The 23,980-nt window shown below is 63.9% G+C and carries 13 protein-coding genes; 3 read left to right on the top strand and 10 right to left on the bottom strand.

Features of this window, described 5'->3' with window-relative positions:
- The 9 genes from HNQ64_RS14250 to HNQ64_RS14210 all read right to left on the bottom strand — a co-directional run bounded on the left by HNQ64_RS14250 (position 1) and on the right by HNQ64_RS14210 (position 9,501).
- Positions 1-1,011 carry a nucleoside hydrolase gene (locus HNQ64_RS14250; RefSeq protein ID WP_408004364.1) on the bottom strand — a complete coding sequence of 337 codons (1,011 nt, stop codon included), beginning with the start codon at positions 1,009-1,011 and terminating at the stop codon, positions 1-3.
- Entirely contained in the window at positions 1,011-2,027 is a 1,017-nt protein-coding gene (locus HNQ64_RS14245) for a nucleoside hydrolase (protein ID WP_184209701.1), read from the bottom strand. Before HNQ64_RS14245 ends, HNQ64_RS14250 begins: the two co-directional genes overlap by 1 nt.
- A gap of 2 nt (positions 2,028-2,029) precedes the next feature.
- Positions 2,030-3,238, bottom strand: a complete 1,209-nt coding sequence (locus HNQ64_RS14240) for a PDDEXK nuclease domain-containing protein (RefSeq protein ID WP_184209699.1) — start codon at positions 3,236-3,238, stop codon at positions 2,030-2,032.
- On the bottom strand, positions 3,235-4,167 hold the full coding sequence (locus tag HNQ64_RS14235) for an ABC transporter permease (protein ID WP_221305457.1): 933 nt from the start codon (positions 4,165-4,167) through the stop codon (positions 3,235-3,237). The genes HNQ64_RS14240 and HNQ64_RS14235 overlap by 4 nt, the downstream gene beginning before the upstream one ends.
- A 32-nt stretch (positions 4,168-4,199) precedes the next feature.
- Positions 4,200-4,691 carry a hypothetical protein gene (locus tag HNQ64_RS14230; RefSeq protein WP_184209697.1) on the bottom strand — a complete coding sequence of 164 codons (492 nt, stop codon included), beginning with the start codon at positions 4,689-4,691 and terminating at the stop codon, positions 4,200-4,202.
- An 83-nt stretch (positions 4,692-4,774) separates the two neighbouring features.
- A complete protein-coding gene (locus HNQ64_RS14225) occupies positions 4,775-5,710 on the bottom strand; it encodes a sugar ABC transporter substrate-binding protein (RefSeq protein WP_184209695.1) in 936 nt (311 codons plus the stop codon).
- A gap of 54 nt (positions 5,711-5,764) precedes the next feature.
- Positions 5,765-6,808, bottom strand: a complete 1,044-nt coding sequence (locus HNQ64_RS14220; RefSeq protein ID WP_184209693.1) for a LacI family DNA-binding transcriptional regulator — start codon at positions 6,806-6,808, stop codon at positions 5,765-5,767.
- A gap of 17 nt (positions 6,809-6,825) precedes the next feature.
- Positions 6,826-7,737: a ThuA domain-containing protein gene (locus HNQ64_RS14215; RefSeq protein ID WP_184209691.1), complete on the bottom strand. Its 912-nt coding sequence runs from the start codon at positions 7,735-7,737 to the stop codon at positions 6,826-6,828.
- 978 nt (positions 7,738-8,715) lie between these two features.
- The gene (locus HNQ64_RS14210) at positions 8,716-9,501 is read right to left on the bottom strand and encodes a hypothetical protein (protein WP_184209689.1); all 786 of its coding nucleotides are present in this window, start codon (positions 9,499-9,501) and stop codon (positions 8,716-8,718) included.
- 160 nt (positions 9,502-9,661) lie between these two features.
- On the opposite strand from HNQ64_RS14210, the gene HNQ64_RS14205 reads away from it, so the two are divergent.
- From HNQ64_RS14205 to HNQ64_RS24170, 3 genes are all read left to right on the top strand, one after another.
- Complete coding sequence (locus tag HNQ64_RS14205; protein WP_184209686.1) at positions 9,662-10,102, top strand: 23S rRNA (pseudouridine(1915)-N(3))-methyltransferase RlmH; 441 nt, start codon at positions 9,662-9,664, stop codon at positions 10,100-10,102.
- Between the two features lie 118 nt (positions 10,103-10,220).
- Positions 10,221-13,274 carry a PAS domain-containing protein gene (locus HNQ64_RS14200; RefSeq protein WP_184209684.1) on the top strand — a complete coding sequence of 1,018 codons (3,054 nt, stop codon included), beginning with the start codon at positions 10,221-10,223 and terminating at the stop codon, positions 13,272-13,274.
- 2,199 nt (positions 13,275-15,473) lie between these two features.
- Complete coding sequence (locus HNQ64_RS24170; RefSeq protein ID WP_184209682.1) at positions 15,474-20,696, top strand: beta strand repeat-containing protein; 5,223 nt, start codon at positions 15,474-15,476, stop codon at positions 20,694-20,696.
- A gap of 2,001 nt (positions 20,697-22,697) precedes the next feature.
- On the opposite strand, the gene HNQ64_RS14190 is transcribed toward HNQ64_RS24170, so the two are convergent.
- A complete protein-coding gene (locus HNQ64_RS14190) occupies positions 22,698-23,963 on the bottom strand; it encodes a PHP domain-containing protein (protein WP_184209680.1) in 1,266 nt (421 codons plus the stop codon).
- Between the last annotated feature and the right edge of the window lie 17 nt (positions 23,964-23,980).

Raw genomic sequence — 23,980 nt, 5'->3', positions numbered from 1 at the left:
TCAGCGTTTCGTCGGCGGCTCCACACACAGTTGCACGATGGCCTCACGCACGCGGGCGGCTTGCTCGGGAGACATGACGAGGTAACGGTGGCGGCCTTTGCCATCTTTGGAAGGGCGGTACCAGGTGGCACCATTGTCCTCCACCGTCACACCGCCGGGAGGCGAAAGATCAAAGTACCCGCGATCTGGATAAATGGCATACAGCACCGCCGTCGGGTCCCAGGTGGGGCGGTCATGCGGCGGGGGGTTGTAGGCGTAGTAGGCCTCCTTCAGCGGGTGATGCTTCACGTATTCAAAATCGCGCTCGATGCTCACGTGCGGATACGTCGCCGCCATGCCGATTTCATAACCGCTCCAGACGATGGGTGTGGGCCAGTGGATGGCCAGCTTTTGCGCGGCGGGGACGTCTTTGACCACGTTGTACTCCAGGTGCCGGGTTTCCCATTTCACCGTCTGGAAAGCGCCGGCCATGATGGAAAGGACGGTGACTTTTTGCTTCAGCAAATCGCGTCCGCTGAGTGGCGAGTGGGCATCCGCTGGGGAGTCCAGCAAGCGGGCGAAGTTGGTGAAAAAACCCACCTGCGCCAGCACTACGGATTTGTCTGGCTGGGCGGCCAGGAGCTTGCGCAGCAGGCCCACGGCTTCAGGCGCATCATTGCCGCTGAGGAGGTCATGCGGGTAACGGTAGCTGCCATCGGCGTTCTTTTCATCGGCCAGCAGGTTGAACTTTCCAGGCTCGGGCGTGGCACCATTTTTCACCACGCCGATGGGCGTATCAGGATACCCATGGAAGGTATTCACCGCATCCACAAAGGCGGCGGCCTGGGGATGATCTTTGGTGATGGTCACGGCCAGCAGTTCACAGGCCCCGCGCTTTTGCAGGTTGTGGATCATCTCCAGCGCCATGACGTCATCCACGTCATTGCCCATGTCGGTATCGAAGATGAGTTTCACGGGCGCAGCCTGGCTGAGGCAGGCCGTGGCCAGCAGGGAGTATAACAAAGGTTTCATCATGGTTTTGGAGGTTGGGCGGTGAGGTGGACCATCGCCTCCAGCACGCGGGCGCGCTGGGTGGGCGTGAGGGTGAGAAAGCGATCGCGCACGGGCTGGCGGTCATCCTTTTTCGGCAGGGTGAAGCGGGTGAATCCATCCGCCGCCACACTGACCCGACCGGGCTGCGAAAGGCCGAAGTACTCACGCTCTGGGAACACGGCGTAGAGCACGCTGCTTTGGTCCCAGCAGGGCCGGTCATGCTCTGAGCCACAGTACAAAAGATAGGCCTCTTTCACCAGGTGATGCGGCAGATAATTAAAATCCCGGGCGATGCTCTGGCGCGGATATGGCAGGGAAACGCCGATCTCATACCCGCTCCACACCACCGGCACTTCCACGGGCCAATCCTGCGCCACCGTTTGCATGGCGGGGATGCCATTGATGACATTCGCCTCCAGGAAATGGTTGTTGCTTTCGATGGTGGCAAACCCACCCGCCATGATGGAAAGCAGCTTCACCTTTTGGCGGATCAAAGCCGGACCCGCGAGCGGTGAATGTGCATCGCCCGCGGAACGCAGCAGGTTCGCCATGTTCGCGGCGATGCCCACACTGACGATGCTGACGCTGCCGTCTGGCTGTGCGGCCAGCAACTGCCGCAGCAGGGAGACGGCCTCCGGCACGGCGTCATTGCTCACGATGTCATGCTTATAGTTAGGCGATTCCGCCAGCTTCAGGTAGCGGCTGTCCCGCTTCTGCGCCGTCGCGTCCCGCGTCACGCCGATGGGCAGATCCGGCCTGCCGTGAAAGGTATTTTGCGCATCCACAAACGCTGCCGTCTGCGGATTCTGCTTGGAGATGGTGACGCCCAGCAGCTCACAGGCCCCGCGATCCGCCAGGTTGTGCAGCATCGCCAGCGCCAGCACATCATCCACATCCCCCGTGATGTCCGTATCAAAGATGATCCTGGGCCTCTCCGCCTGGGCGAGGGGGAGGGATAGAACGAAGCTGAGAAGGAGGGTGAAGAAGGGTTTCATGCTTAGCTTTTGCTCGATGAGTTTTTAAGATGAGCACGATCTGTCTCGACCAACTCTTTGAGTTGAGCTGCCGTGGGCAGGGCGGTCAGATAACGCGAAACAAACAGCTTTTGATCCATCCCCGCCGTCGCAAATTCCACTTCGGTTCCATCTTTATCGGTGCATAACAAGATGCCCACCGGGGGCTGATCATGGCCCTGCATCATTCGGGCCTTGAACCAGTTCAAATAGAAGTTCATCTGGCCCGCATCCTCGGGTTTAAAAGCGCGGGTTTTGAGGTCCAGCAGCACATGACATCTCAAGACACGATGATAAAAAACGAGGTCCACGCGATGGTGCTTTCTCCCCTCCGTCATGCGGAACTGCCTGGCTTCAAAACAAAAGCCTTTTCCCATTTCTAACAAAAAGCGTTGCAGATGATCCAGCAAGGCCGTTTCGAGATCGTTCTCACTGTATTGCGGCCGTTCCGCCAGACCAGTAAACTCCAGAATGTAAGGATCACGCATCAATTCCTCAATGGATTCTGGTTGCCCTGTTTTGGCCTGTTTTCTAGCTCTTTCGATCACCGCCTTCTTGTTGGTCGAGAGCCCCGTGCGTTCGTATAGGAGGCTTTCGATCTGCCGCTGAAGTTCGCGTACCGACCACTTTTCCTTCAGGCATTCATTCTCATAAAAAGCCCTCTTCCAGGGATCCGAAATACGAATGAGTTCTTGGAGCTTTGTCCAAGAGATGTCCAAAATCAATACCGAGTCCAAAGGAGTTGGTGAGTGCTGAGAAGGCTCAGATTCGGCGGTCACTGACCGCCGAATCTCGACAGATAATACTTCCAACTCCCCAGAATGTGACGGTTCCCGCCCTCGCAAAAGGCTGACATCCATGAATTCGGCGGTCACTGACTGCCGAATCTGCGGATACATCGCAGAAAAGGTCCGGCAGTCTCGAAGCCTCCTTAGATCCAACCCTTTGATCCCTTTTTTCACCAGATCATCAGCCAATCGTTCCAGCAGACGCTCCCCGTACTTAGCACGGTCTGCGCCCCCTTGTTCAAACTCGACGATGTAGGCTCCGACGATCCAGTTGCGCAAGACGAGTCCCTGATTGGCCACTGAGGCAACTCGTTTGGCCATTTGCGAGCTGAGGTCGGCTATTGCACCGACAAGATGCTTGTAGCCTGTCTGACGCGCAGAAACAGATGCTTGACGTTTTTTCATACCTTCCGCCTCCAGGTATCCGCCAGCACAGCGGCGACGATGACGGCCCCGGTGACCACGCGTTTCACGGGCTCGGAGGCGCCGATTTGCACCAGGCCAGCCTCCAGGGTGGCAATGATGAGGACGCCGAGGAAGCTTTTCACCACGGAGCCCCGCCCGCCCATGAGGCTGGTGCCGCCCACCACCACGGCGGCGATGGCGGAAAGCTCAAAGCCCACCCCCGCATTTGGGTCGGCACTGCCCAGGCGGGAGCAGTTGAAGACGGCGGCGAGACCCGTCAGCAGGCCTAACAAAGCGTGTGCTAAGATGCGTGGGCGATCCACCGGCACCCCAGAAATGAGCGCCGCCTCACGATTCGCCCCAATGGCAATCAAGTGACGACCTAACGTCATGTGTGACAGCATCACCTGCCCGCAGGCGACAATGAGGAGCGCGATCACAAACGCGGGCGAGATGACCAGCCCCCCGATGGGTGCGCCGAGCGACTCCACGCTCGCCCCGATGTACTTGGTCTGCGAATCCGTGGTGAGGAAGGCCAGCCCACGCGCGATCTCCAGCATGCCCAGAGTGACGATGAAGGAGGGCAGGCGCAGTTTCACACTCACCAGACCATTGAGCCCGCCCATCAGCGTACCCACTACGAGGCTAGCGCCAAGGGCCCCTGGCAGCCCCCACTGCTGGTCTGCCATCAGCACGCCCACCACCGCCCCGCAAAAGCCCAGCACGGAGCCCACCGAAAGGTCAATGCCACCCGTCACCATCACCAGCGTCATGCCCGTGGCCACCAGCGCCAGCGCCGGGATGCGATTCGCCACGGACCCGAGCGTGGAGACGCTGAAGAAGCTATCCCGCAACAGGCCAAAGAGCACGATCATGCCCGCCCACACGGCCATGAGTACCAGGAAGTCAGTCCAGCGGCGCAGGTTCATGAGGAGGGGAAGAATAGGGGCAAACTGGGCTATCAGGGTTTAAGCTGGAAGACTTGATTGGCTTGCAGGGGTGTAGTGAGGAAGGTCTTTCCAGAGAGCCACCAAAACAGGGGCTTCGATTTGCGGTCGAAGGAGTATTGAAAGGTGGCCACGCATTGAGGATGGCGTGTCGTATAAACGCCACTGTTTCCAGCTCCATAATCAACGGTCATTACCCAAGTGCCATCGGTTCTGCGCAGATAGGGAATCGTGGTTTCTAAAACCAAAGTCTGACCCGCAGGCAGCATCTTGACTTGGTTCCATTCAGCACGCGGCGAGGCCCTGAACGAGCAGCCCAAGAGTGTGTCCGATGCCTTTTTCGGACTTGCCAGCAACCTTGAAAATTCCGGGTGATCCACCAGGGCCACAGGCCGCGTCGAACGCGAGTGGAGAACCGCTCGCAAGTGAATGTGCTCAGCCGTGACTCTTGGAATCAGTTCCACCTGCGGGGCTTCATTCGACACTGGGTGCACGGAGCAGCTCATCAGCAAACTACAGGCTGAGCCCAACAGAAAAAGAAGATGCCGCATGATGGGTGTGGAGAGATGTTTGCCGTCTTTAGCCCAACTCACTTCGCGATCACATCCACCGTCGTGGTTTGGTCCGCTGGCGCCGCGCCACCTTTCAGGACTTTCAGCGCGGCTTCGATGCCGAAGACGGCGAGTTGATCCGCGTGTTGATCGGCGGTGGCGAGCACGCGGCCTTCGGTGAGCAGGGGTTGGAGCGCGGTGATGTTATCAAAGCCGACGATGAGGACCTGCCCGGTTTTGCCAGCGGACTGCACTGCCGCCGCTGCGCCCAGGGCCATGTTGTCATTGGCACACAGCAGGGCTTTGACATTCGGGTGCGCGCTGAGGATGCCAGCGGCCACGGTGTTTGCCTTTTCCATTTCCCACTGGCCACTCTGCACGCTGACGATGCTCATGCCTGCGGCCTTCATCGCATCCTCAAATCCCGCGCGGCGCTGCTGGCCATTGAAGGCGGTGGTGATGCCTTCGATGATGGCCACCTCATCCCCGGCCTTGAGTTTCTTGGCCAAAACCTCGCCCACACGCTTCGCTCCTTCACGATTGTCCGGGCCCACAAAGGGCACACTGAGCGCGGCCTGTTTCAGGACATCAGGGTCCAGTTTGTTGTCAATGTTGATGACCAGCACACCCGCCTGCTGGGCGCGTTTCAGGGATGGCACCAGGGCCTTGGAATCGGCCGGGGCGATGACGATGGCCTTCGCCCCCTGCGCCACACTTTGCTCCACCAGGTTCACCTGCTCGGTGAGGTCCGTTTCATTTTTGATGCCGCTGACGAGCAACTCATAGTCCGCACTGTGCGCGGCCTGGTGCTTCTTTGCCCCTTCCGCCATGTTGCTGAAAAACTCATTCGCCAGCGACTTCATCACCAGCGCCACCTTGGGTTTGCCCGTGTCCGCAGAGGCCGGGGAGGCGGGTTTACAAGAAGACAGGCCCAGGGCCAAAGCAGGCAGCAGGAGGTGGGTGGTGAGTTTCATGGCTGGGTAAAGCGCAAACGTTTGCGCAAAAGAGTTCTTTCGGTCAATCTTATTCTAACGAGATCGGGTCAAAGGGGCCACCGAGCCGCGTGAAATGAGCGTCACGGGCAGCACCAGCTTCGGTTTGGCCGGGGCCGCAGCGGTGGGGTGGAGCTGCTGAAAGAGCAGGCCCATGGCACGCTCTGCCAGCGCCTCGATGGGTTGGGAAAGGGTGGTCAGCGGGGGATCAATCAGCTCGGCCCAGGGCTGCTCATCAAAGGAGATGAGGGAGACCTGGCGGGGCACCTTCAGCTTCAGCGCACGCAGTGCCTGCAAGGCCCCGAGGGCAATGAGATTCCCCAGCGCCAGGATGGCCGTGGGCCGTGGGCGGCTGCTGCGAAAGAGCTGCTGCACGGCTTCCCGCCCGGTCTCGATGGCGTAGTCATGGCCGATGATGAGGGCCTCATCCACGGGCAAGCCCGCCTTCTTCAAAGAGTGGAGGTAGCCGTGAACACGCTCTTGGTTAGCCGAGGAACCCGGCAGGCCCTGGAGACAGACGATGCGCTGGTGCCCGTGGCCGATGAGGTGGCGCATGGCCAGGCGCGTGCCCTGGCGGTGATCACTGGTGACACAGGGGCCGGTGAAGCCCGCAGGCACGCGATCCATCAGCACCAGCGGCCACTGCTCAGCCCGCAGCGATTGCAAATGCGCGGCCTCCAGCCCCACCGGGGCCACGACCAGGCCATCCACCCGGCGGCTGCGCATCAGCCGCACCGCCTCCGCTTCCACCTCCGTGCTTTCTTGCGAATCCGCCAGCAGCACGGAGTAACCCTGCGCGCGGGCCAGGTGCTCCACCTGCCGGGCCAGCGCGGCGAAGAAGGGATTCGACACATCCGGGATGATGAGGCCGATGGTCTGCGTGGTGCGCAGCCGCAGGCCCCGGGCGATCTCATTCACCACGATGCCCTGCGCCCCCGCCGCCTCGCGCACGCGGGACTGAGTCTCCGCGCTGATGCGATACGCCGCCGCCTTGCCACTGAGCACGCGGGACACGGTGGAGACGGAAAGGCCCGTGGTTTCAGCCAGGTGTTTCAGGCCCTCTTGCGGGAAGGATGCCATGGGTCAGCAGAGGGGGGCTACTTCGTGGCCTTCACAGGCTTTTTCAGGAAGACTTTGCGGTCCCAGTTTTTCGCCAGGGCCTCCGGCGTGGTGGTGGAGGCCAGGCCCTGCGCAGGCACTTCCAGCTTGCTGGTCCAAAGGATACCATTCAGCAGCAGCTTGCGTTGATTTTCATTCGCCCAGTTCGCGTGTAAATCACAGCCCGTGAAGCCAAAGCTGCGCCCGCCCGCAGGCCGCTCATAGGCCCAGGCCACCGTCTCCGCACGCCCCGCATGGGCCTTCGCCGCTTCGTTTTTGCGGCTGCTATCGGGCATGGGGCAGGCCAGCAGCGGCGTCACGCCTTTTTCCGCAAAGTGCAGGTTGTACAGCCAGCCATCCTTCGGCAAAGCAAAGGTGGTTAGACCTTGATTGATGGGATGAGCGGGCACGCTGTCAAACTGCACATCCCAGTGGCCTCGGCAGCCGATGTCACTCTGGAACACGGCGCCGAACCACGCCTTAAAATCCGCCGCGCGATCCGCTGGGCAATCAATGGCCTGATGCAGGATGACCAGCCCCGTGCCTGCCGCAGCCAGGGCCTGCATGCGCGCCCAGCGGTCCGGCGTGAGGAAGGACAGCTTGTCCCCGCCATCCATGTAGATGACCACGCAGCGCGCCCCCTCCAGCACCGCCTCATTTTTCGGCCAACCCTCCGCCACCATCACCGGCGCCACCCCCGGAGCCTGCCGCAGCCAGTCCATGAGCAAAGCGCAACCCGCAAAGTATTCGTGCTGACCCGGTTTATTGCTCGGCGCACCCGCCAGCAGCACCACCTTTGCCAGCGCCGGATCTTTCGGCAGCACCTCCAGCGGCACCTGCTGCTGTTCCAGGGTGAACTCAGCCTGCGCCACAGCGGCGAGGAACACAAAAAGCAGTAAAAGAGAGCGCATCCCCGCAGCCTGAAGAATGCCCCAGCAAGTGGCAAGCCCCAAAATGCAGTGTGGGTATTTGGCAGGGTGTGTCAAAACACCATCAAGCAGCCCCGTCCGCCAGTACAGTATTCATCACTCTCCGAGTGATGCCGTCCGCCCCAAAACGCACCGTCCGCCAGTACCGTATTCATCACTCTCCGAGTGATGCCGTCCGCCCCAAAACACACCCGTCCGCAAGTACAGTATTCATCACTCTCCGAGTGATGCCGTCCGCCCCAAAGCGCTCCCCGTCCGCCATGGAGCGCACATGCGCCTGTCCCGCGATTGCGGGATAACACCCCCGTTCGCCCCCCTTGCACACTCCCCCCGCCCCGGAGGGGCGAAAGAAAAACAGCCGGGGGTGAAGGTGCGCAGCACCGAGAACCCCCGGACCCCCGCCTAACCAAATACGCGTCACCAAGGGCGCGCCCTGGAGGAACGCGAGAAACGCACTCGAACCCAGACGCCCACCCCTCACCTCCTCACGACCCCGCACACCCCCGACCGGAGCGCGAATATCCTATTCGCCTAACTCCCCCAACGCGCACGAACCTCTAGTCCGCCGTCGTTCGCCTCACCTGCCCCCCGCATTCACGGCTCGTTCGGAAGAAGGAGCGAACCATCCTGTCTGGGGCGAACGCATCCCTCTCCGAGTGATTCATCCTGTACTGCCGCTGACGACCTCACAGCCCCCATCCGCTGAGGCCAGGATGGCCTCACTCCTTGAGTCCACCCCCTCGCCCCACCCCGCTGCGCATGGGGACCCTGCGCCCTCCCTTTCCCTTTGCCCCACCCTCGCGCCCTGCCATCCCGGCTTCAGCCAGCCACGCGCGGCCTAACGAAACGTGTAGAAACTAACGACCAAGACACGAAATAAATCTCCCCATGACGGCAAAAAAAACCCCGCCGGTTTTCACCAGGCGGGGAAAGCTCCACAACGAGGAGGAAAGGCGGCGGCTACTGCGGCGGCACGCGGAAGAGTTTGCCCGTGTAGGGGCACTTCACTTCCATGCCCGTGGGCAGGCCAGTCACGTCCACGAGCTGGTGCTTGGCGGCGTAGGGGCTGTTGACAAACCCGGCACGGCCAGGGATGGCGTTGCCGTAGGGCAGGTCAGAAGCCGGGGCAGCGGCTGGGCTAGGCGCAGGCGTGGTGGCGGGCGTAGGCTCCAGCTTCGGCTCAGGGGCGGGGGTGATGGCGGCCACTTTTTCAGGGGTGCTGGAGGGCACCGGGACGGTGACGGAGCTGCGCGGCTTGGGCTGCGGGCGCTGGGGCTCGGCCTGCACGCGGGGCTGCTGCGGAGCTGCGGCTACCTGCGGGGCAGCGGGGGCGCTGAGGCCGCTAGGCACCAGGAAAGGCTTCTGCGTGTAAGGGCACACGACTTTAGACCCAGCACTCATGCCGCGCACGTCCACTAGGCGACCGGGAGTGGTGTAGGGGGAACGGACATAACCGGGCAGATCACTGACAGCGCGGGCCACGGGAAGATTGCTATTATTAGAGGCGACCACCACAGGGGCCTGGCGCTTCGGCGCGGCAGCGGGGGTGCTCACGGCCACGTTCTGGCGGCTCGGGCTGGAGCTCAGCGGGGCACCGGAGGAATGGCCCACGTAGTAGCTGATGAGGCCTTTGCTTTGGATCTGATTCCACGCTTCACGGGGAGGCATGGCACAGGAGGACAGAGCTGCAACAGTCATGCCCATGAGGGGCAGACGGAGCCGGGAGAGCGTCGGAGAGTTCAGCATGGCGGGAGCGTTTTTTTTGAATTCGCAGTCTTATTCTAGTGATTTTTTAAGATTATGCAACATCAATGCCAAGACGTGACTGTAATAACGGCTTAATTTTTCGCTTTTATTAGATTTACCATAATAAAGAGCACCTTGTTCTTTGCCCGATTCCTTTTTTATGCACTGGCGCATCATCACTGTGGGAAAGCCCGCGCTGCCCTGGGCCCGTCTGGGTCTGGAAGATTACCTCTACCGCCTCCGCCGCGTGGCGCGGGTGGAGCACATCGTGGTCAAAGAGGGCCCGCGCGAGCAGGTGGAGGCGCAGCTTTTGCAGGCCAGTGTGGAGAGCCTGCGCATCATCTTGGATGAGCGCGGGAAGGCTTATCGCAGCTTGGATCTAGCGCGCTGGATCGAGCAAAAAGACATCCAGGGCACAAAGCGCGCCAGCCTCATCATCGGTGGCGCAGATGGCCACAGCGCCACTTTTCGTCAACAAGCTGATGAATGCTGGACGCTGTCTTCGTTTACCCTTCAGCATGAGATTGCCCTCGTCGTTTTGGCTGAGCAACTGTACCGTGCGTACAGCATTTTACGGAAGGAGCCCTACCACCGTGAATGAAACACCCCTGCCGCGCTTTTTCTCATTTGCGACGCATTTCACTGACGTTTCGCCTTGTTGAGAACTTGAGATTCGCTTATATTTAAAAAATTCCGACTTTCAGCCTCCCGGCCTCCTAATGTCCTCTTCCGTCCTCCGCAACGTGATTCAACCTAAACAATCCTCCTCGCCCCAGGCGCGGACGGGGTCGGAAGAGTTTGCAGAGGCCGAGCGCCCGGTGGAGGAAATGGAGCAGGTGCTGGGCGTACTCATCGAGAACGCACCCGTGGCCATGGCCATGTTTGACCACCAGATGCGCTACGTTTTGGCGAATCGGTCCTGGGTAGAGGAGTTTTCCTTACAGGGGGTGCATCCTTTGATTGGGCGCAGTCAGTATGAAGTCTTCCCCGGCATGCACCCCGGCTGGCGGCAGGTCTATGACCGCGCCCTCCAGGGCCATGTGGTGCGCAGTGAGCACGATGCGCTGTCAGGTCCCGATGGCCGCCGCGTGGTCTATCGCTGGGAGGTACGCCCCTGGCGGCGGAAGAAGGATGCCAGCGTGGGCGGCCTCATGGTCACCTGTGAAAAATTTGGCAATGCCGCCGCCATGCAGGCCCTCACGCCGGAGGAACCCACCCCTGCGCCTGCCCCCGAGGTGAAAGACCGCCGGGGCGACCTGGCGAAGACTCCCCTGCCCATGCTCCGCCTGGATGAAAAGGGCATCATCCACCAGACGAATGCCGCCGCCATGGAGCTGGGGCTGGCCCGCGGCATTCAGGAGGGGTTTTCCACCCTGTGGGAGGTCTTTGCCGATACGCGCGACTCTGCCCGCATGCCCGGTCTCTGGGCCGCCACGCTGGAGAAACTGGCGCGCGATAGCCAGTCCACAGGCAGCGTCTTTGAGATCCCCGCACTCCAGGCCATGGTCTTTACAGATGCCCAGCGCCTGCCCCCGCAGCGCTGGCTCATCACCCCCTGCCAGGAGGCCGAAGGGCCAGAGGATGGGGAAGGCAGCCACTACCTGGCCCTCCTGCTCCCCGCCCAGGCCCTGCCAGAGCCGCGCCCCCAGCCCGCCGCCGCACCCGCCCCCACCGCCCCGCCGAATCTCCCCGCCATCGCACAAGCCGTGGCCGCGCTGACCCAGCACGCCCCCGCCGCTGCCACTGCCGCCGCCCCCGTGGCAGAGCCGCCCGGCATGATGCTGGAGCTACGCCGCGTGCAGGATGAGCTAGCCCGCGCCCGCCAGGAGCTGCGCACCCTGCATGAGGCCGAACGCGTCTTTACCCAAAAAGAATCCCGCGTGCTCCACTACCTGGATGCCCTGCCCTGCGGCGTCCTCGTCCTGGATGACCTGGGCAGCCCCGTTTACCAAAACGAGCCGCTCATGAAGCTGCTGGGCCGCCCCGTGGCCCGCGAAGAAACCGTGGAGGATTGGTTAGGCGCGGCCTGCCCGACCCAGGAGCACCTGCATGAGGTCACCACCCTGTGGCGTGAGGACGTGTGGCGCCGCCAGCTCACCCGCACCTTCTCCCTGGCCACGGCAGATGGCCTGCTGAAGGAGCTAGAGTTTCAGCCCTCCGGCCTCCCCGGTGGCGGGCTACTCATCTGCATCCAGGATGCCACCGAGCACTGCCGCCATGAGGAACAACTGCGCGCCACAGAGGCCAAGTTCCGCACCCTCCTGCATGAAAACCCCGTGCCTGTCGTCCTCATGGACAAAGCTGGCGCGGTGTTTGAAGTGAACCATTTGGCAGAAAGTTTGTTAGGCCAGCCAAAGACCGAGCTGCGCCGCTACGCCCTGGATGCATGGCTGGAGGGAGACTCCACCACCGCCCGCCGCGAGGCCCTGCGGCAGATGCTGGAGACCGGGGAACGCAGCCTCACGGTGGACATCCACCTGCGCCAGCCCGGCGGCCACCTGCTGCCCGCCAGCCTCACCATCGCCCCCGTGCTGGATGCCCAGGGAGACCCCCACTGCACCATCCACTTCCTCCAGAAAAAAGTGGCCGCGCCCACCGCCGCTGCCGCCAGCGTGCCCGCCCCTGCGGCCCCCGCTCACCACGCCTGGGCCAGCGCCCCAGAGGTGCAGCCCACCCAGCCCGCCAGCCTCTTCACCCCGTCCGCCGCACCATCGGTCCCTGCCGCCCCCCGGCCACCGGAGGAGCACCTGCTGCTGCGCACGAACGTGAATGGTCGCATCAAATTCATCACCCCCCACGGCCTCACCCTGCTGGGTCTCACAGAGGCAGAGGCACGCGGCCGCGCCCTGCACCTGCACTTTCGCCCCTCAGACCCCACCGGCTTTTACGCCCAGCTCACCCACCTGGCCCAGTCGGTCCATCCCGTGGACATGCCCTGCTTCACCCGCGAAGGCCAGCGCCAGCCCACCCGCCTGCGCATCACCGCCACAGACGGCGGCGGCTTTGACTTTGAGCTGACCCAGATCGTCGAAGCACCCCCGCCTCCCCCCGCCACCCAGCCCCCTCACACCGGGCCAGACTCTGCCCCCTCATCGCGCAATGCCCTCACCAGCGCCCCGCACGCAGCCTGGCCCGTGGCGGATCTCTCCCGTGAAAAACTCCTGCTCAGCGAGACCCATCACCGGATCAAAAACCACCTCCAGATCATCTCCAGCCTCCTGAATCTGGAGTCCAACAGCCTCACAGATCCCACCGCCCGCAGCGCCCTGCGCTCCAGCCAAAATCGCGTCCGTGCCATTGCCGAGCTGCACCAGCACCTCTACCAGCTCGCCATCGGCACCGGAGAAAGTTTCCAGGTCTTCGCCGAGGGCCTCGTCCAGCGCCTGCGGGATTGTTATCAAGTGCCCGCCGGGCGCGTGAGTGTGGAGCTCAGCCTCCAGGCCGGCCACATCGAGCCCGAATGGCTCATGCCCCTGGCCCTCACGCTGAATGAGACCCTTTCCAACAGCTTCGAGCACGCCTTCCCCGAAGGCCGCAGCGGCAGCCAGCAGGTGCGCCTCACCTTCAGCCCCCACGGCGGCCAGCTCCTGGTGCGGGACGACGGCATCGGCCTCGCCGAAGACTTCGACACCGCCGCCTCCACCGGCCTCGGGCTAAAGATTCTCGGCGTCTTTGCCGAGCAAATGAACGGCTCCCTGCAACTCACCCGCCTCAGCCCCAGCGGCACCCAAGTGCAACTGAACTTCCCCCTCGCCCCCGCACCCAGCGCGTAGGTCTGCGCGTGAACGCAAAGTTGATTAGGCCACATGGAAGCCACCTTCGCCCCCCTCCGGGGCGCAAGCAAAGGGGAAAGCTAGCGCACAGGGTCCCCAGGCGCAGCTGGCCAACGGAACAGCCCCGTCCGCCAGTACAGTATTCATCACTCTCCGAGTGATGCCGTCCGCCCCAGCACGCATCGTCCGCCCCCTTGCATCCCGCCCCGGAGGGGCGAAAGAACAATAGCCGGGGGTGAAGGTGCGCAGCACCGAGAACCCCCGGACCCCGCCTAACCAAAAACGCGTCACCAAACGCTGCGCCCTGGAGGGGCGCGAGAAGCGTCCCCCCACTCTCACGCCCACCCCTCACCTCCCCACGCCCCCGCACACCCCCGACCGGAGCGCGAATATCCTATTCGCCTCACTCCCCCAGCGCGCACGGAGTCCTCCCCCACCCCCGTTCGCCCCCACCATCTACCCATTCCACTCCCCAGCGCGCCCCCAAGCATGAAACACCGCAGAGGTAAGAAAACCGCAGAGAAAACCCTTCTGAAAAACTCTTCTCTGCGGTGTGTCCTTTTTTCAAAGGCGGATGGGCCTATCGGGAACGGTCGCGCACGGGCACTCCGGTCGCGCTAAGAAAGTCAGGCGAATAAAATATTCGCGCTCCGTCCGTCGGCCTTCGGACTCGCAGGAGTGGAGGGGCGAGCATGAGATGCGAGCCCCCTTCTCGCGCCCCTCCAGGGCGCACCTCTTGCCGCATCGTTGGTTATTCCGTCCATCCGGGGGTTCCCGCTCGCCAAGCCTCGCTCCACCCCCGGCTACCTGCTTTCGCCCCTCCAGGGCGGGGGAACAGCCCCGTCCGCCAGTACAGTATTCATCACTCTCCGAGTGATGCCGTCCGCCCCAAAGCGCACCCGTCCGCCCCCTTCCCCCCGCCCCGGAGGGGCGAAAGACCAATAGCCGGGGGTGAAGGTGCGCAGCACCGAGAACCCCCGGACCCCCACCTAACCAAAAACGCGTCACCACCCGCCGCGCCCTGGAGGAGCGCGAGAAACCTCCGTTCGCTCCAACCACCCACACTTCCTGTTAGGACCCTTCCCAAACCGTCCCGCGTGCGGAACGGAACGACCATGCACGCAGCCCCCGACCATCAAACGTCTTCTTGTCCCCCATTCGCTCCATCCCCCGATGCCGGAGGCATCCCAGCCGATAGCCAGGGGTAAAGTGAGTCCCGCCTGCGGGACGAACGCACCCCTGGTGGTACAAAGACGTCACCCCACCCAAGGTCGCATCCTGGAAGGATGCCAGCGATGTGCGCTCGGTCTAACATCCCCGGGGTGAATCGGGGATGGATCGCCCCTTCTCGCGCCCCTCCAGGGCGCACCTCTGGCCACATCGTTGGTTATTCCGCGCATCCGGGGGTTCCCGCTCGCCAAGCCTCGCTCCACCCCCGGCTCCTCTTCTTTCGCCCCTCCGGGGCGGGGAGTGCGCAAGGGGGCGGATGGAGGCGGGCTCAAGGAGTGAGGCCATCCTGGCCTCAGCGCTCCCCCCGTAGCCGCCTGCGCCAGTACAGTATTCATCACTCTCCGAGTGATGCGTCCGCCCCAAAACGCCTCGTCCGCAGTACAGTATTCATCACTCTCCGAGTGATGCGTCCGCCCCAAAACACACCGTCCGCCCCCTTCCCCTCGCCCCGGAGGGGCGAAAGAAAACTAGCCGGGGGTGCAGCGAGGCACGAGCGAAACCCCCGGCCCCCCGCCTAACCAACAACACCTCACTCCCCCCCCCGCGCCCTGGAGGGGCGCGAGAAAGGCCGATTGCACCCTTTCGAGGTTGGTGAACCCAGCGACACCGCTGGCATCCCTCCAGGATGCGACCCTGAGAGAGGGCATATCTTCGCCTCACCAGGGGTGCGTTCGCTAGGGCTCACTTGACCCCTGGCCACCGGCGGCGATGCCTCCGGCATCGGAGAAGGCGAACGACATCCCTCTCCCAGTGATTCATCCTCTACCGCCGCAGACGACTTCTCACCCGCCCCACCCTCAAACCTCCCTTCGCTCTCATCCCTGATTAAATCCCACCCCTCAGCCGATGCTGGAGTCCCCTGCCCACAACTAGGCAGCCTTCGCGGGCCTGCTCCCTATGCCTGTCACGGACTTGTGACACGACTCCGGCTGACGACACCTCCTGGGGGCGTTACGGGCAGGGCCCCCCATGATAAAGCTTTCCCGTAGCCTCCTTCTTTGGTCGTGTTTGTGGTTAGTCGCCCCCGCACTGCGGGCGCAGACGGCCACCTGGAATGCCACGAATTCCACCTGGGGCACCGCAGGAAACTGGCTGCCCGCCTCCGTGCCCGTGAGTGGCAGCGGCCTGCACCTGCGCTTTTTCACCGGCACTTACACGAGCACGAACAACATCGGCCCCATGACGCTGAATCGGCTCACGGTGACAAACACGGGCAATGGCACCCTCACCCTGGCCGCCTCCGCAGCGGCGAATACCCTCACCTTTGCGGGCACCAATCCCACGCTCGACATCACCGGGCTCGCCCGTTTCACCGGCTTTCTCGCGGGCAATGGAACGATCACGAAGGTGGGCTCAGGCAACTTCATCCACGACAGTGACAATGCGGGTTTCACCGGCACCCTCATCATCAATGAAGGCCGTTTTTCCAACTGGGGCGGCACCAGCACCACCCCGCTGGTGAATAACTTCAACCCCGTCTCCATCGTGGTGAACAACGGCGGCACCTACCAGTTCGGCAATGCCGGCGCAGGAGATCCAAACCTGCCGCTCACCACCTACATCACGGTCAATACCGGCGGCACGGTGAACTGGCAGGAGGGGCAGACCTTTGGCGGCTTTCACCTCCAGGGCGGCAGGCTGGAGCTCACCGGTGGCGCGCCTGCCACCAGCGGCAGCACGCAGCAGACGTGGACCAGCGGCAGCGTGGTGGGAAATGCGTACACGGGTACTGCCTACAATGTGGGCGGCAGCGGCATCATCAACAAGACCACCAGCGGCACCGTCACCCTCAGCGGCTCCACCGCGCTGAATAACACCGGCGGCCTGCGCATCCAGGACGGGCGCGTCATCCTTTCCCATGCGCTGAATCTGGGCACCGCCCCGCTCACCTTGGGTGCCAGCGGCACCACCGGCACGCTGGAATATCAAGGCGCCACCGCCACCCGCGCAGGCACCCTCACCCGCGCCACCGGCGGCAGCGGCGTCATCCAGATCACCGATGCCAGCGCCATCCTCACCCTCACCGGCACGCAGTCCGGCTCGGGCATGCTGACGAAGACCGGGCCCGGCACCCTGCACCTCACCGGCACCTCCACCGCCACGGGCCTCACGCAGGTGAGCCAGGGCACCCTGCGCATGAACCCCCTCACCCTTTCCGGCGGCATCAATGTGGGCGCAGGCAGCACCCTGGCTGTGAATGTGGGCAGCAGCACGGCGGAGTTCAGCCTGCCGGGCCTGTATCTGGAGGATAGCACCTCCGTGCTCGCGCTGGAGCTGGCCACCGCCACCGTGCCCACGCAGACGCTGGTGAATGTGCGCAACAACAGCAGCTTCCTCTTCACCCCCGGGGCCACGCTGCGCGTGAGCAATACGCTGCCCTTTGCCAATGGCACCTACACCCTGCTGGACTACGATGGCTTTGAGATTGATAGCGGGCTGAATCTGCAACTCGCGGGCCGCACCCTCGGCACCCTCATCTATGACACCGCGAATACCCGCATCCAGCTCAGCATCACAGGCACCGATACGCTGAAATGGAAGGGCGACCTCAGCAGCGTGTGGGACGTGGGCAGCGCCGCGAATGTGGGCGGCACGAACAACTGGCAGCTCGTCACCGCCGGCACCGCCACGAACTACATCCAGACGGATGCCCTCCGCTTTGACGATACGGCCACCACCTTCAATGTGCAGCTCAATGCCGTGGTGAGTCCGCAATCCGTCACCGTGGATACCGCTGGCACTTACGCCCTCGCAGGCGCGGGCAAGATCACCGGCACCACAGGCCTAACCAAAAGCGGCACTGGCACCCTCATCCTCGCCACGGACAATGACTACACCGGCGGCACCCTCATCTCCGGCGGCACTTTGCAGTTAGGCCAGGGTGGCAGCCAGGGCAGTGTGAAAGGGCCCGTCACCCTCAGCGATGGCATCCTCGGTTTCAATCGCTCCACCCCCACCACCTTTGACAATGTCTTCACCCTCCTGGGCAGCAACGGCATCCGCCAAGATGGGGCCACCGTCACGCTGAATTCCCGCCTCACCCTCGGCACCGCCACCTTCTCCATGGATGGCACCGGCACGCTGGATGTGGTGGGCGGCATTTCCGGCACGGGCATCCTGAATAAATTTGGCAGCGGCACGCTCACCCTGCTGGGGGACAATGGCTTCACCGGCACCATCAATATCCACCAGGGCATCCTGCAACTGACGGATCGCGGCGCAGGCGGCGACCTCGATGCCGCCTCCATCGCCATCCACAATGGCGGCACCTTCATCTTCGGTCCCGATGGCAATCCCGACCTGCCCGGCACCACCATCGTCACCATCAATGCTGGCGGTTTGTTCGATATCCAGACGGGTGAAAGCTACGGTGGTTTCATCCTCAATGGCGGCGAATACCGCGCCTCTGGGGCCTCCAGCACGGCGGACACCACCGTGGTGGGCACGTCCGTGTTTGACCTCCGCGCAGGCAGCCTCACCAGCACCGGCGCAGGCGGTTCCCTGGGCCAGTCTGGCGGCGGAGTTCTAACCAAAAGCACGACCGCCACCGTCACCGTGAATAGCGGCGTCACTTTCAACAACAACCTCACCCTCCAGATCCGCGAAGGCACCCTGGCCATGCCCTTCAGCAGCGTGCCCACCACCGGCACCGTCACCAATGGCACCGGCACACCCCTGGCCGGGTTGGAATTTGGCAGCGCCAGCACCGAGGGCACCTGGCAGATCCAGGGCCCCGGCACCGCCACCTCCACCCGCGCCCTCACCGTGGCCGCAGGCGGCGGCCGGATCGAGGTGACCCAGGCCAGCGGCACCCTCACTCTCAGCGGCGCATTGACCGGCACCGGCCCCCTGGTGAAAACCGGCGCAGGCACGCTGAACCTCACCGGCAGCCTCAGCAGCACTGGCCTGCTCACCGCCAGTGAAGGCACCCTGCGGGTGAAGCCCGGCACCCTCCCCGGCGGCCTCACCGTCGGCAGTGCTGCCACCCTCGCCGTGCAGGGAGATGCCACCGCCGCCAGCCTCAGCACCCCCACCTTAAACCTGGGCGGCAATACCGCGCTGCTGCTGGAGCTGAATACCGCCACACTCCCCGCCGTGCCGCTGGTGAATGTCACCACCACCGGCGGCCTCAGCCACGCGGGCAGCACCACCCTGCGCCTCAGCAACAGCCTGCCCTTTGCCACCGGCCTCTACACCCTGCTGGACTACGCAGGCAGCGCCATCACCAGCGGCTTCACCCTCCAGATGGAAGGCCGCAGCACCGGCAGCCTCGTCTATAACACCGCCAGCACCAGCCTGCAGGCAAACATCGTCCAGGGTGAAGAAGTGCGCTGGACCGGCAGCACCAGCGCCGTGTGGGACGTGGGCAGCGCTGTCAATGTGGGCGGCAGCCAAAACTGGCAGACCCGCACCAGCCTGGCTGCGACCAATTTTGTCCAGGCGGATTTCATCCACTTCGAAGACGGGGCCAGCCAGTCTAACGTACAGCTCGACAGCGCCGTGCGGCCCAGTGCCATCACCATCAATGCCAGCACGAACTACACCTTCAGTGGCAGTGGCAAGATCACCGGCAACACCGGCCTAACCAAAAGCGGCACCGGCACCCTCACCCTCACCACGGATAACGACTACACCGGCCTCACCACCATCGCCGCCGGGCAGGTGCGCCTGGGCACAGGTGGCAGCACGGGCAGCCTCACTGGCCCCGTCACCCTCAGCGGTGGCAGCCTCGTCTTGGATCGCAGCACCGCCTTCACCCACAGCAGCGCCATCGCCATCAATGCCGACACCAGCGCCGTGGCCGAGCCCCCCGCCGCCCTCCGCATCACCGGCAGTGGCGATGTCACCCTCTCCGGCATCCTCAGCGGGGCCGCCCTCCGCCCTCTGGAAATGAGTGGCACCGGCACCCTCTACCTGCGCGCGGCCAATACCTACACCGGCACCACCCTCATCAGCAGCGGCACCGTCTCCATCAGCGGCACCACCGGCCTGGGCGCAGCCACCGCCGATGTCCTCATCAATGGCGGCACCCTCCAGCTCACGGCGAACACCCTCGGCAGCGTGTCCAACACCGCCCGCAGCATCACCGTCGGCGCAGCAGGAGCCACCTTTGATTTCCAGGTCGCGCAGAGCTTCAGCGGCAACGGTTTTTCCGGCACGGGCAACGTCATCAAAACCGGCGCTGGCCGCTGGGGCGTGGGCTCGAACGGCAGCACCTTCTCCGGCGAAATCTTGATCCAGGAAGGCTCCCTGCTCATGACCTCCGCGCAGCTCAACAGCGCCCGCCATCTCACCGTCGCCAGCGGGGCCCAGTTCATCATTGACGACGACGCCGCAGGCACCTGGTCCCTGGCCACCGGCGGCCTCTTCACCTTCAGCGGCGACGGCGGCGGCGAGGGTGCCCTGCGCCAAATCAACAGCAACGGCCCCACCAGCGGCAACGTCTTCACCACCACCTTCAGTCGCGACCTCGTGCTCGCCAGCCCCAGCGTCCTCATCAGCACCGAGACCGCCACCGGCACCCTTTTGACCACCGCCGCAGTGACTGGCCCCGGCACCTTGGTGAAGCAAGGCCCCGGCACGTTGCGCCTCGGCGCAGGTGGCACCTACACCGGCGGCACAGACATCCGCGCAGGCACCCTGCTCGTGACCAACACCAGCGGCAGCGCCACCGGCACCGGCCCCCTCACCCTGCGCAGCGGCAGCACCCTCCAGGGCACCGGCAGCATCGCCAGCGCCACCACCCTCCAGGCCGGGGCCGTGCTGCAAGCCGGCACCGCCACCGCCCGTGGCACCCTCACCTTCACCGGCGAAACCCTCCTGCAAACCGGCAGCCGCACTGACTTCCGCCTCACTGCCAACGGCAGCAACGACCTCCTCATCTTCAACAGCCTCACCCTCGAAACCGGCGCCAGCCTCCGCCTCCTCCTCAGCTACACCCCCGCCGCGGGCGATACCTTCAACCTCATCGACTGGACCAGCCTCGGCAGCGGCAGCGACACCGACTGGACCAACAACCTCGACCTCAGCGCCGCCCTCCTCGGCGGCCAGCTCGCCTGGGACCTCAGCCAGTTCAACAGCCAAGGCATCCTGAGCGTCATCACCCTCGTGCCCGAGCCCTCCCGCGCCCTCCTTCTCCTCCTCGGCCTCAGCCCCCTCCTCCTGCGCCGCCGCCGCTCGCAAAAAGCCTAACCTCTCACAGACCACCCCGCCCCCTGGCCCCTCCCCCCGCCCCGGAGGGCCGCAGACATTCGCCTCGCCGCTTCGCACCTGTCCGCACCGTCCGCCAGTAGAGTATTCATCACTCTCCGAGTGATGCCGTCCGCCCCAGCACGCATCGTCCGCCAGTACAGTATCCATCACTCTCCGAGTGATGCGTCCGCCCCAGCACGCATCGTCCGCCAGTACAGTATCCATCACTCTCCGAGTGATGCGTCCGCCCCAGCACGCATCGTCCGCCAGAACAGTATCCATCACTCTCCGAGTGATGCGTCCGCCCCAAAGCGCCCGCCGTCCATCATGGAGCGAACATGCGCCTGTCCCGCGATTGCGGGATCTCGCGTGCCGACTTCTGCGTCCTCGCGTCCGCGACTGCGGGATCACACCCCCGTCCGCCCCCCCTTGCACCCTCCCCCCGCCCCGGAGGGGCGAAAGAACAATAGCCGGGGGTGCAGCGAGGCACGAGCGAAACCCCCGGATGGACGGAATAACCAACGATGTGGCAAGAGGTGCGCCCTGGAGGGGCGCGAGAAGCGCACTCGCACCAAGACGTCCACCCCTCACCTCCACACGCCCCCGCACACCCCCGTGCCGGAGCGCGAATATCCTATTCGCCTAACTCCCCCCAGCGCGCGCGGACACCTCCCCACCCCCGTTCGCCCCACCTCCCCGCACGCATCCAAGGCTCGTTCGGAAGAAGGCGGCGGACCATCCTACCTGGGGCGAACGCATCACTCGGAGAGTGATGAATACGGTACTGCCGCAGACGACCTCACACCACTATCCGTCCCCCCCACCCCACTGCGCATGGGGACCCTGCGCCCTACCTTGCCCCCGTTCGCCCTCCCCCCGCCCCGGAGGGGCGAAAGCCAATAACCGGGGGTGAAGGTGCGCAGCACCGATAACCCCCGGACCCTCGCCTAACCAACAACGCGTCACCACCCGCCGCGCCCTGGAGGGGCGCGAGAAACCTCCGTTCGCTCCAACCACCCACACTTCCTGTTAGGCCCCTTCCCAGACTATCCCGCGTGCGGGACGGAATGACCATGAACGGAGCCCCCGACCAGCAAACGTCTTCTTGCCCCCATTCGCTCCATCCCCCGATGCCGGAGGCATCGCAGCCGATAGCCAGGGGTAAAGTGAGTCCCGCCTGCGGGACGAACGCACCCCTGGTGGTGCAAAGACGTCATCCCACCCAAGGTCGCATCCTGGAAGGATGCCAGCAGCGTGCGCACGGTCTAACATCCGCGGGGTAAATCGGAGGTGCAATCGCCCCTTCTCGCGCCCCTCCAGGGCGCACCTCTTGCCACATCGTTGGTTATCCCACCCATCCGGGGGTTCCCGCTCGCCAAGCCTCGCTCCACCCCCGGCTAATAGCTCGCGCCCCTCCGGGGCGGGGGAGAACACCCCCGTCCGCAAGTACAGTATCCATCACTCTCCGAATGATGCGTCTGCCCCAAAGCGCCCGCCGTCCGCCATGGAGCGCACATGCGCCTGTCCCGCGATTGCGGGATCTCGCGTGCCGACTTCTGCGTCCTCACGTCCCGCGCCTGCGGGATCACACCCCCGTCCGCCCCCCTTGCACCTCCCCCCGCCCTGGAAGGGCGAAAGCCAACAGCCGGGGGTGAAGGTGCGCAGCACCGAGAACCCCCGGACCCTCGCCTAACCAACAACGCGTCACCGCCCGCCGCGCCCTGGAGGGGCGCGAGAAGCGTCCCCCCACTCTCACGCCCAGCCCTCTACTCCTACGCCCCCGCACACCCCCGTGCCGGAGCGCGAATATCCTATTCGCCTGACTCCCCCAACGCGCACGGACACCTCCCCCACCCCCGTTAGCCCCACCTCCCCGCACGCATCCAAGGCTCGTTCGGAAGAAGGCGGCGGACCATCCTGTCTGGGGCGAACGCATCACTCGGAGAGTGATGAATACGGTACTGCCCCACCCTTTCCACTTTCCCCATTTCCCCATCCCCCCTACCACCCCACCGGCTGCGTCCAGGCCTTCTGAAGCTGCCCGGGCGTCGCCGGATTCTTCATCCCTTGATCTGAGATCACGATGGCGCGCACGTACAGCTCCTCGCCCGTCATCTGGTAGCTGCTTTCCAGGCCATCGCTGCTGGCCAGCAGCTTGCCCACATCCTCACTGTGCTTCAGGCGCACCGGGTAGTTATCATCCGCAGGCGCAGGCACCTCCACCACCGCGCGATCGTAATTCTTCAACGTGCCGCGAAATTCCGTCCGGTACTTCACCCCCGGCTCGCCCTGGATCTTCACCGTCAGCTTGCGCGTGGTTTTGTCAAAGGTCACGTCCTTCAGCGTCACCCCGCAGGAGGCATAGAAATCACCCCGGTGCAGGGCCTCCACCAGCGCATCGCCCTCCAGCTTCTCCGCCTTCACCATCACCCAGCCGCGGCCAGAGGTGGCCGTGCCGCCGTGGTAGTGGTGGCTGTCATCCGTGCCCAGCGCATACAGCGGCGCCGCCTTCAGCTCCACCAGGCGGATGGTATTGGCGATGTCCCAGATGCGCTCGGTCGAGGTATCTGCACGCGCCGGGTCCCCCTCCGGGTAGGTGGAAGGGTGGCCGTTATAGACCTCGAAAAATTTATCCTCGATCACGTGGGCGATGTCCTCCGCACTCACCGCCCAGCGGAAGTTCGGGTGGTTCAGGTGCGACATGATGGGCTTGCCCTTTTTCAGCCCCTGCGCCGCGATGGCCTGCAAATTCGTGCGCATCGTCTCGCGGATGGAAACCAGGTCCTTCACCGGTTGGATCGCCTCCGTCAGGTTGATCGCATTGATGTGGATGGGGGAATTGCCAAAGCCCGCGCTCACCTCCTCCGCCTGCACCAGCAGGAATTTTCCCGGCTCCTCCAGCTTCCCGCGATACTCCTCCAGCGTCTTCAGCTTCACCTCCACCCCGCCCTTCGGCGCAGGCCGCGTCACCAGCCAGTCCGCGCCGTAGCGCTCGCTGCATTTCTCCATCACCTTCCGCCCCAGCGTGATCTTTTTCTTCTCGATGGTGGACTCCGCCACCCACTTGTCCCCCTCCGCCAGCGTGTTGTGGTCAGACATGCAGAGAAAGTCATACCCCTGGTCCTTATACCAGGCCGAAATCATCTCCGGAAAGTCATTGCCATCGCTCCACAGAGAATGCGTGTGCGTGTTCCCCTTGAACCAGCGCGGTTCAGCAGCAGGGGCAGTGACGGCGAGAAAAAGAAACGGCAGCAGGGCAAATCTCATGGTGGTTCTCCCTTGAA

It is taken from the genome of Prosthecobacter dejongeii (assembly GCF_014203045.1).
GTDB lineage: Bacteria > Verrucomicrobiota > Verrucomicrobiia > Verrucomicrobiales > Verrucomicrobiaceae > Prosthecobacter > Prosthecobacter dejongeii.
The sequence above is the reverse complement of the archived record's forward strand: the minus strand, read 5'-3'. Positions and strand labels throughout refer to the sequence as shown.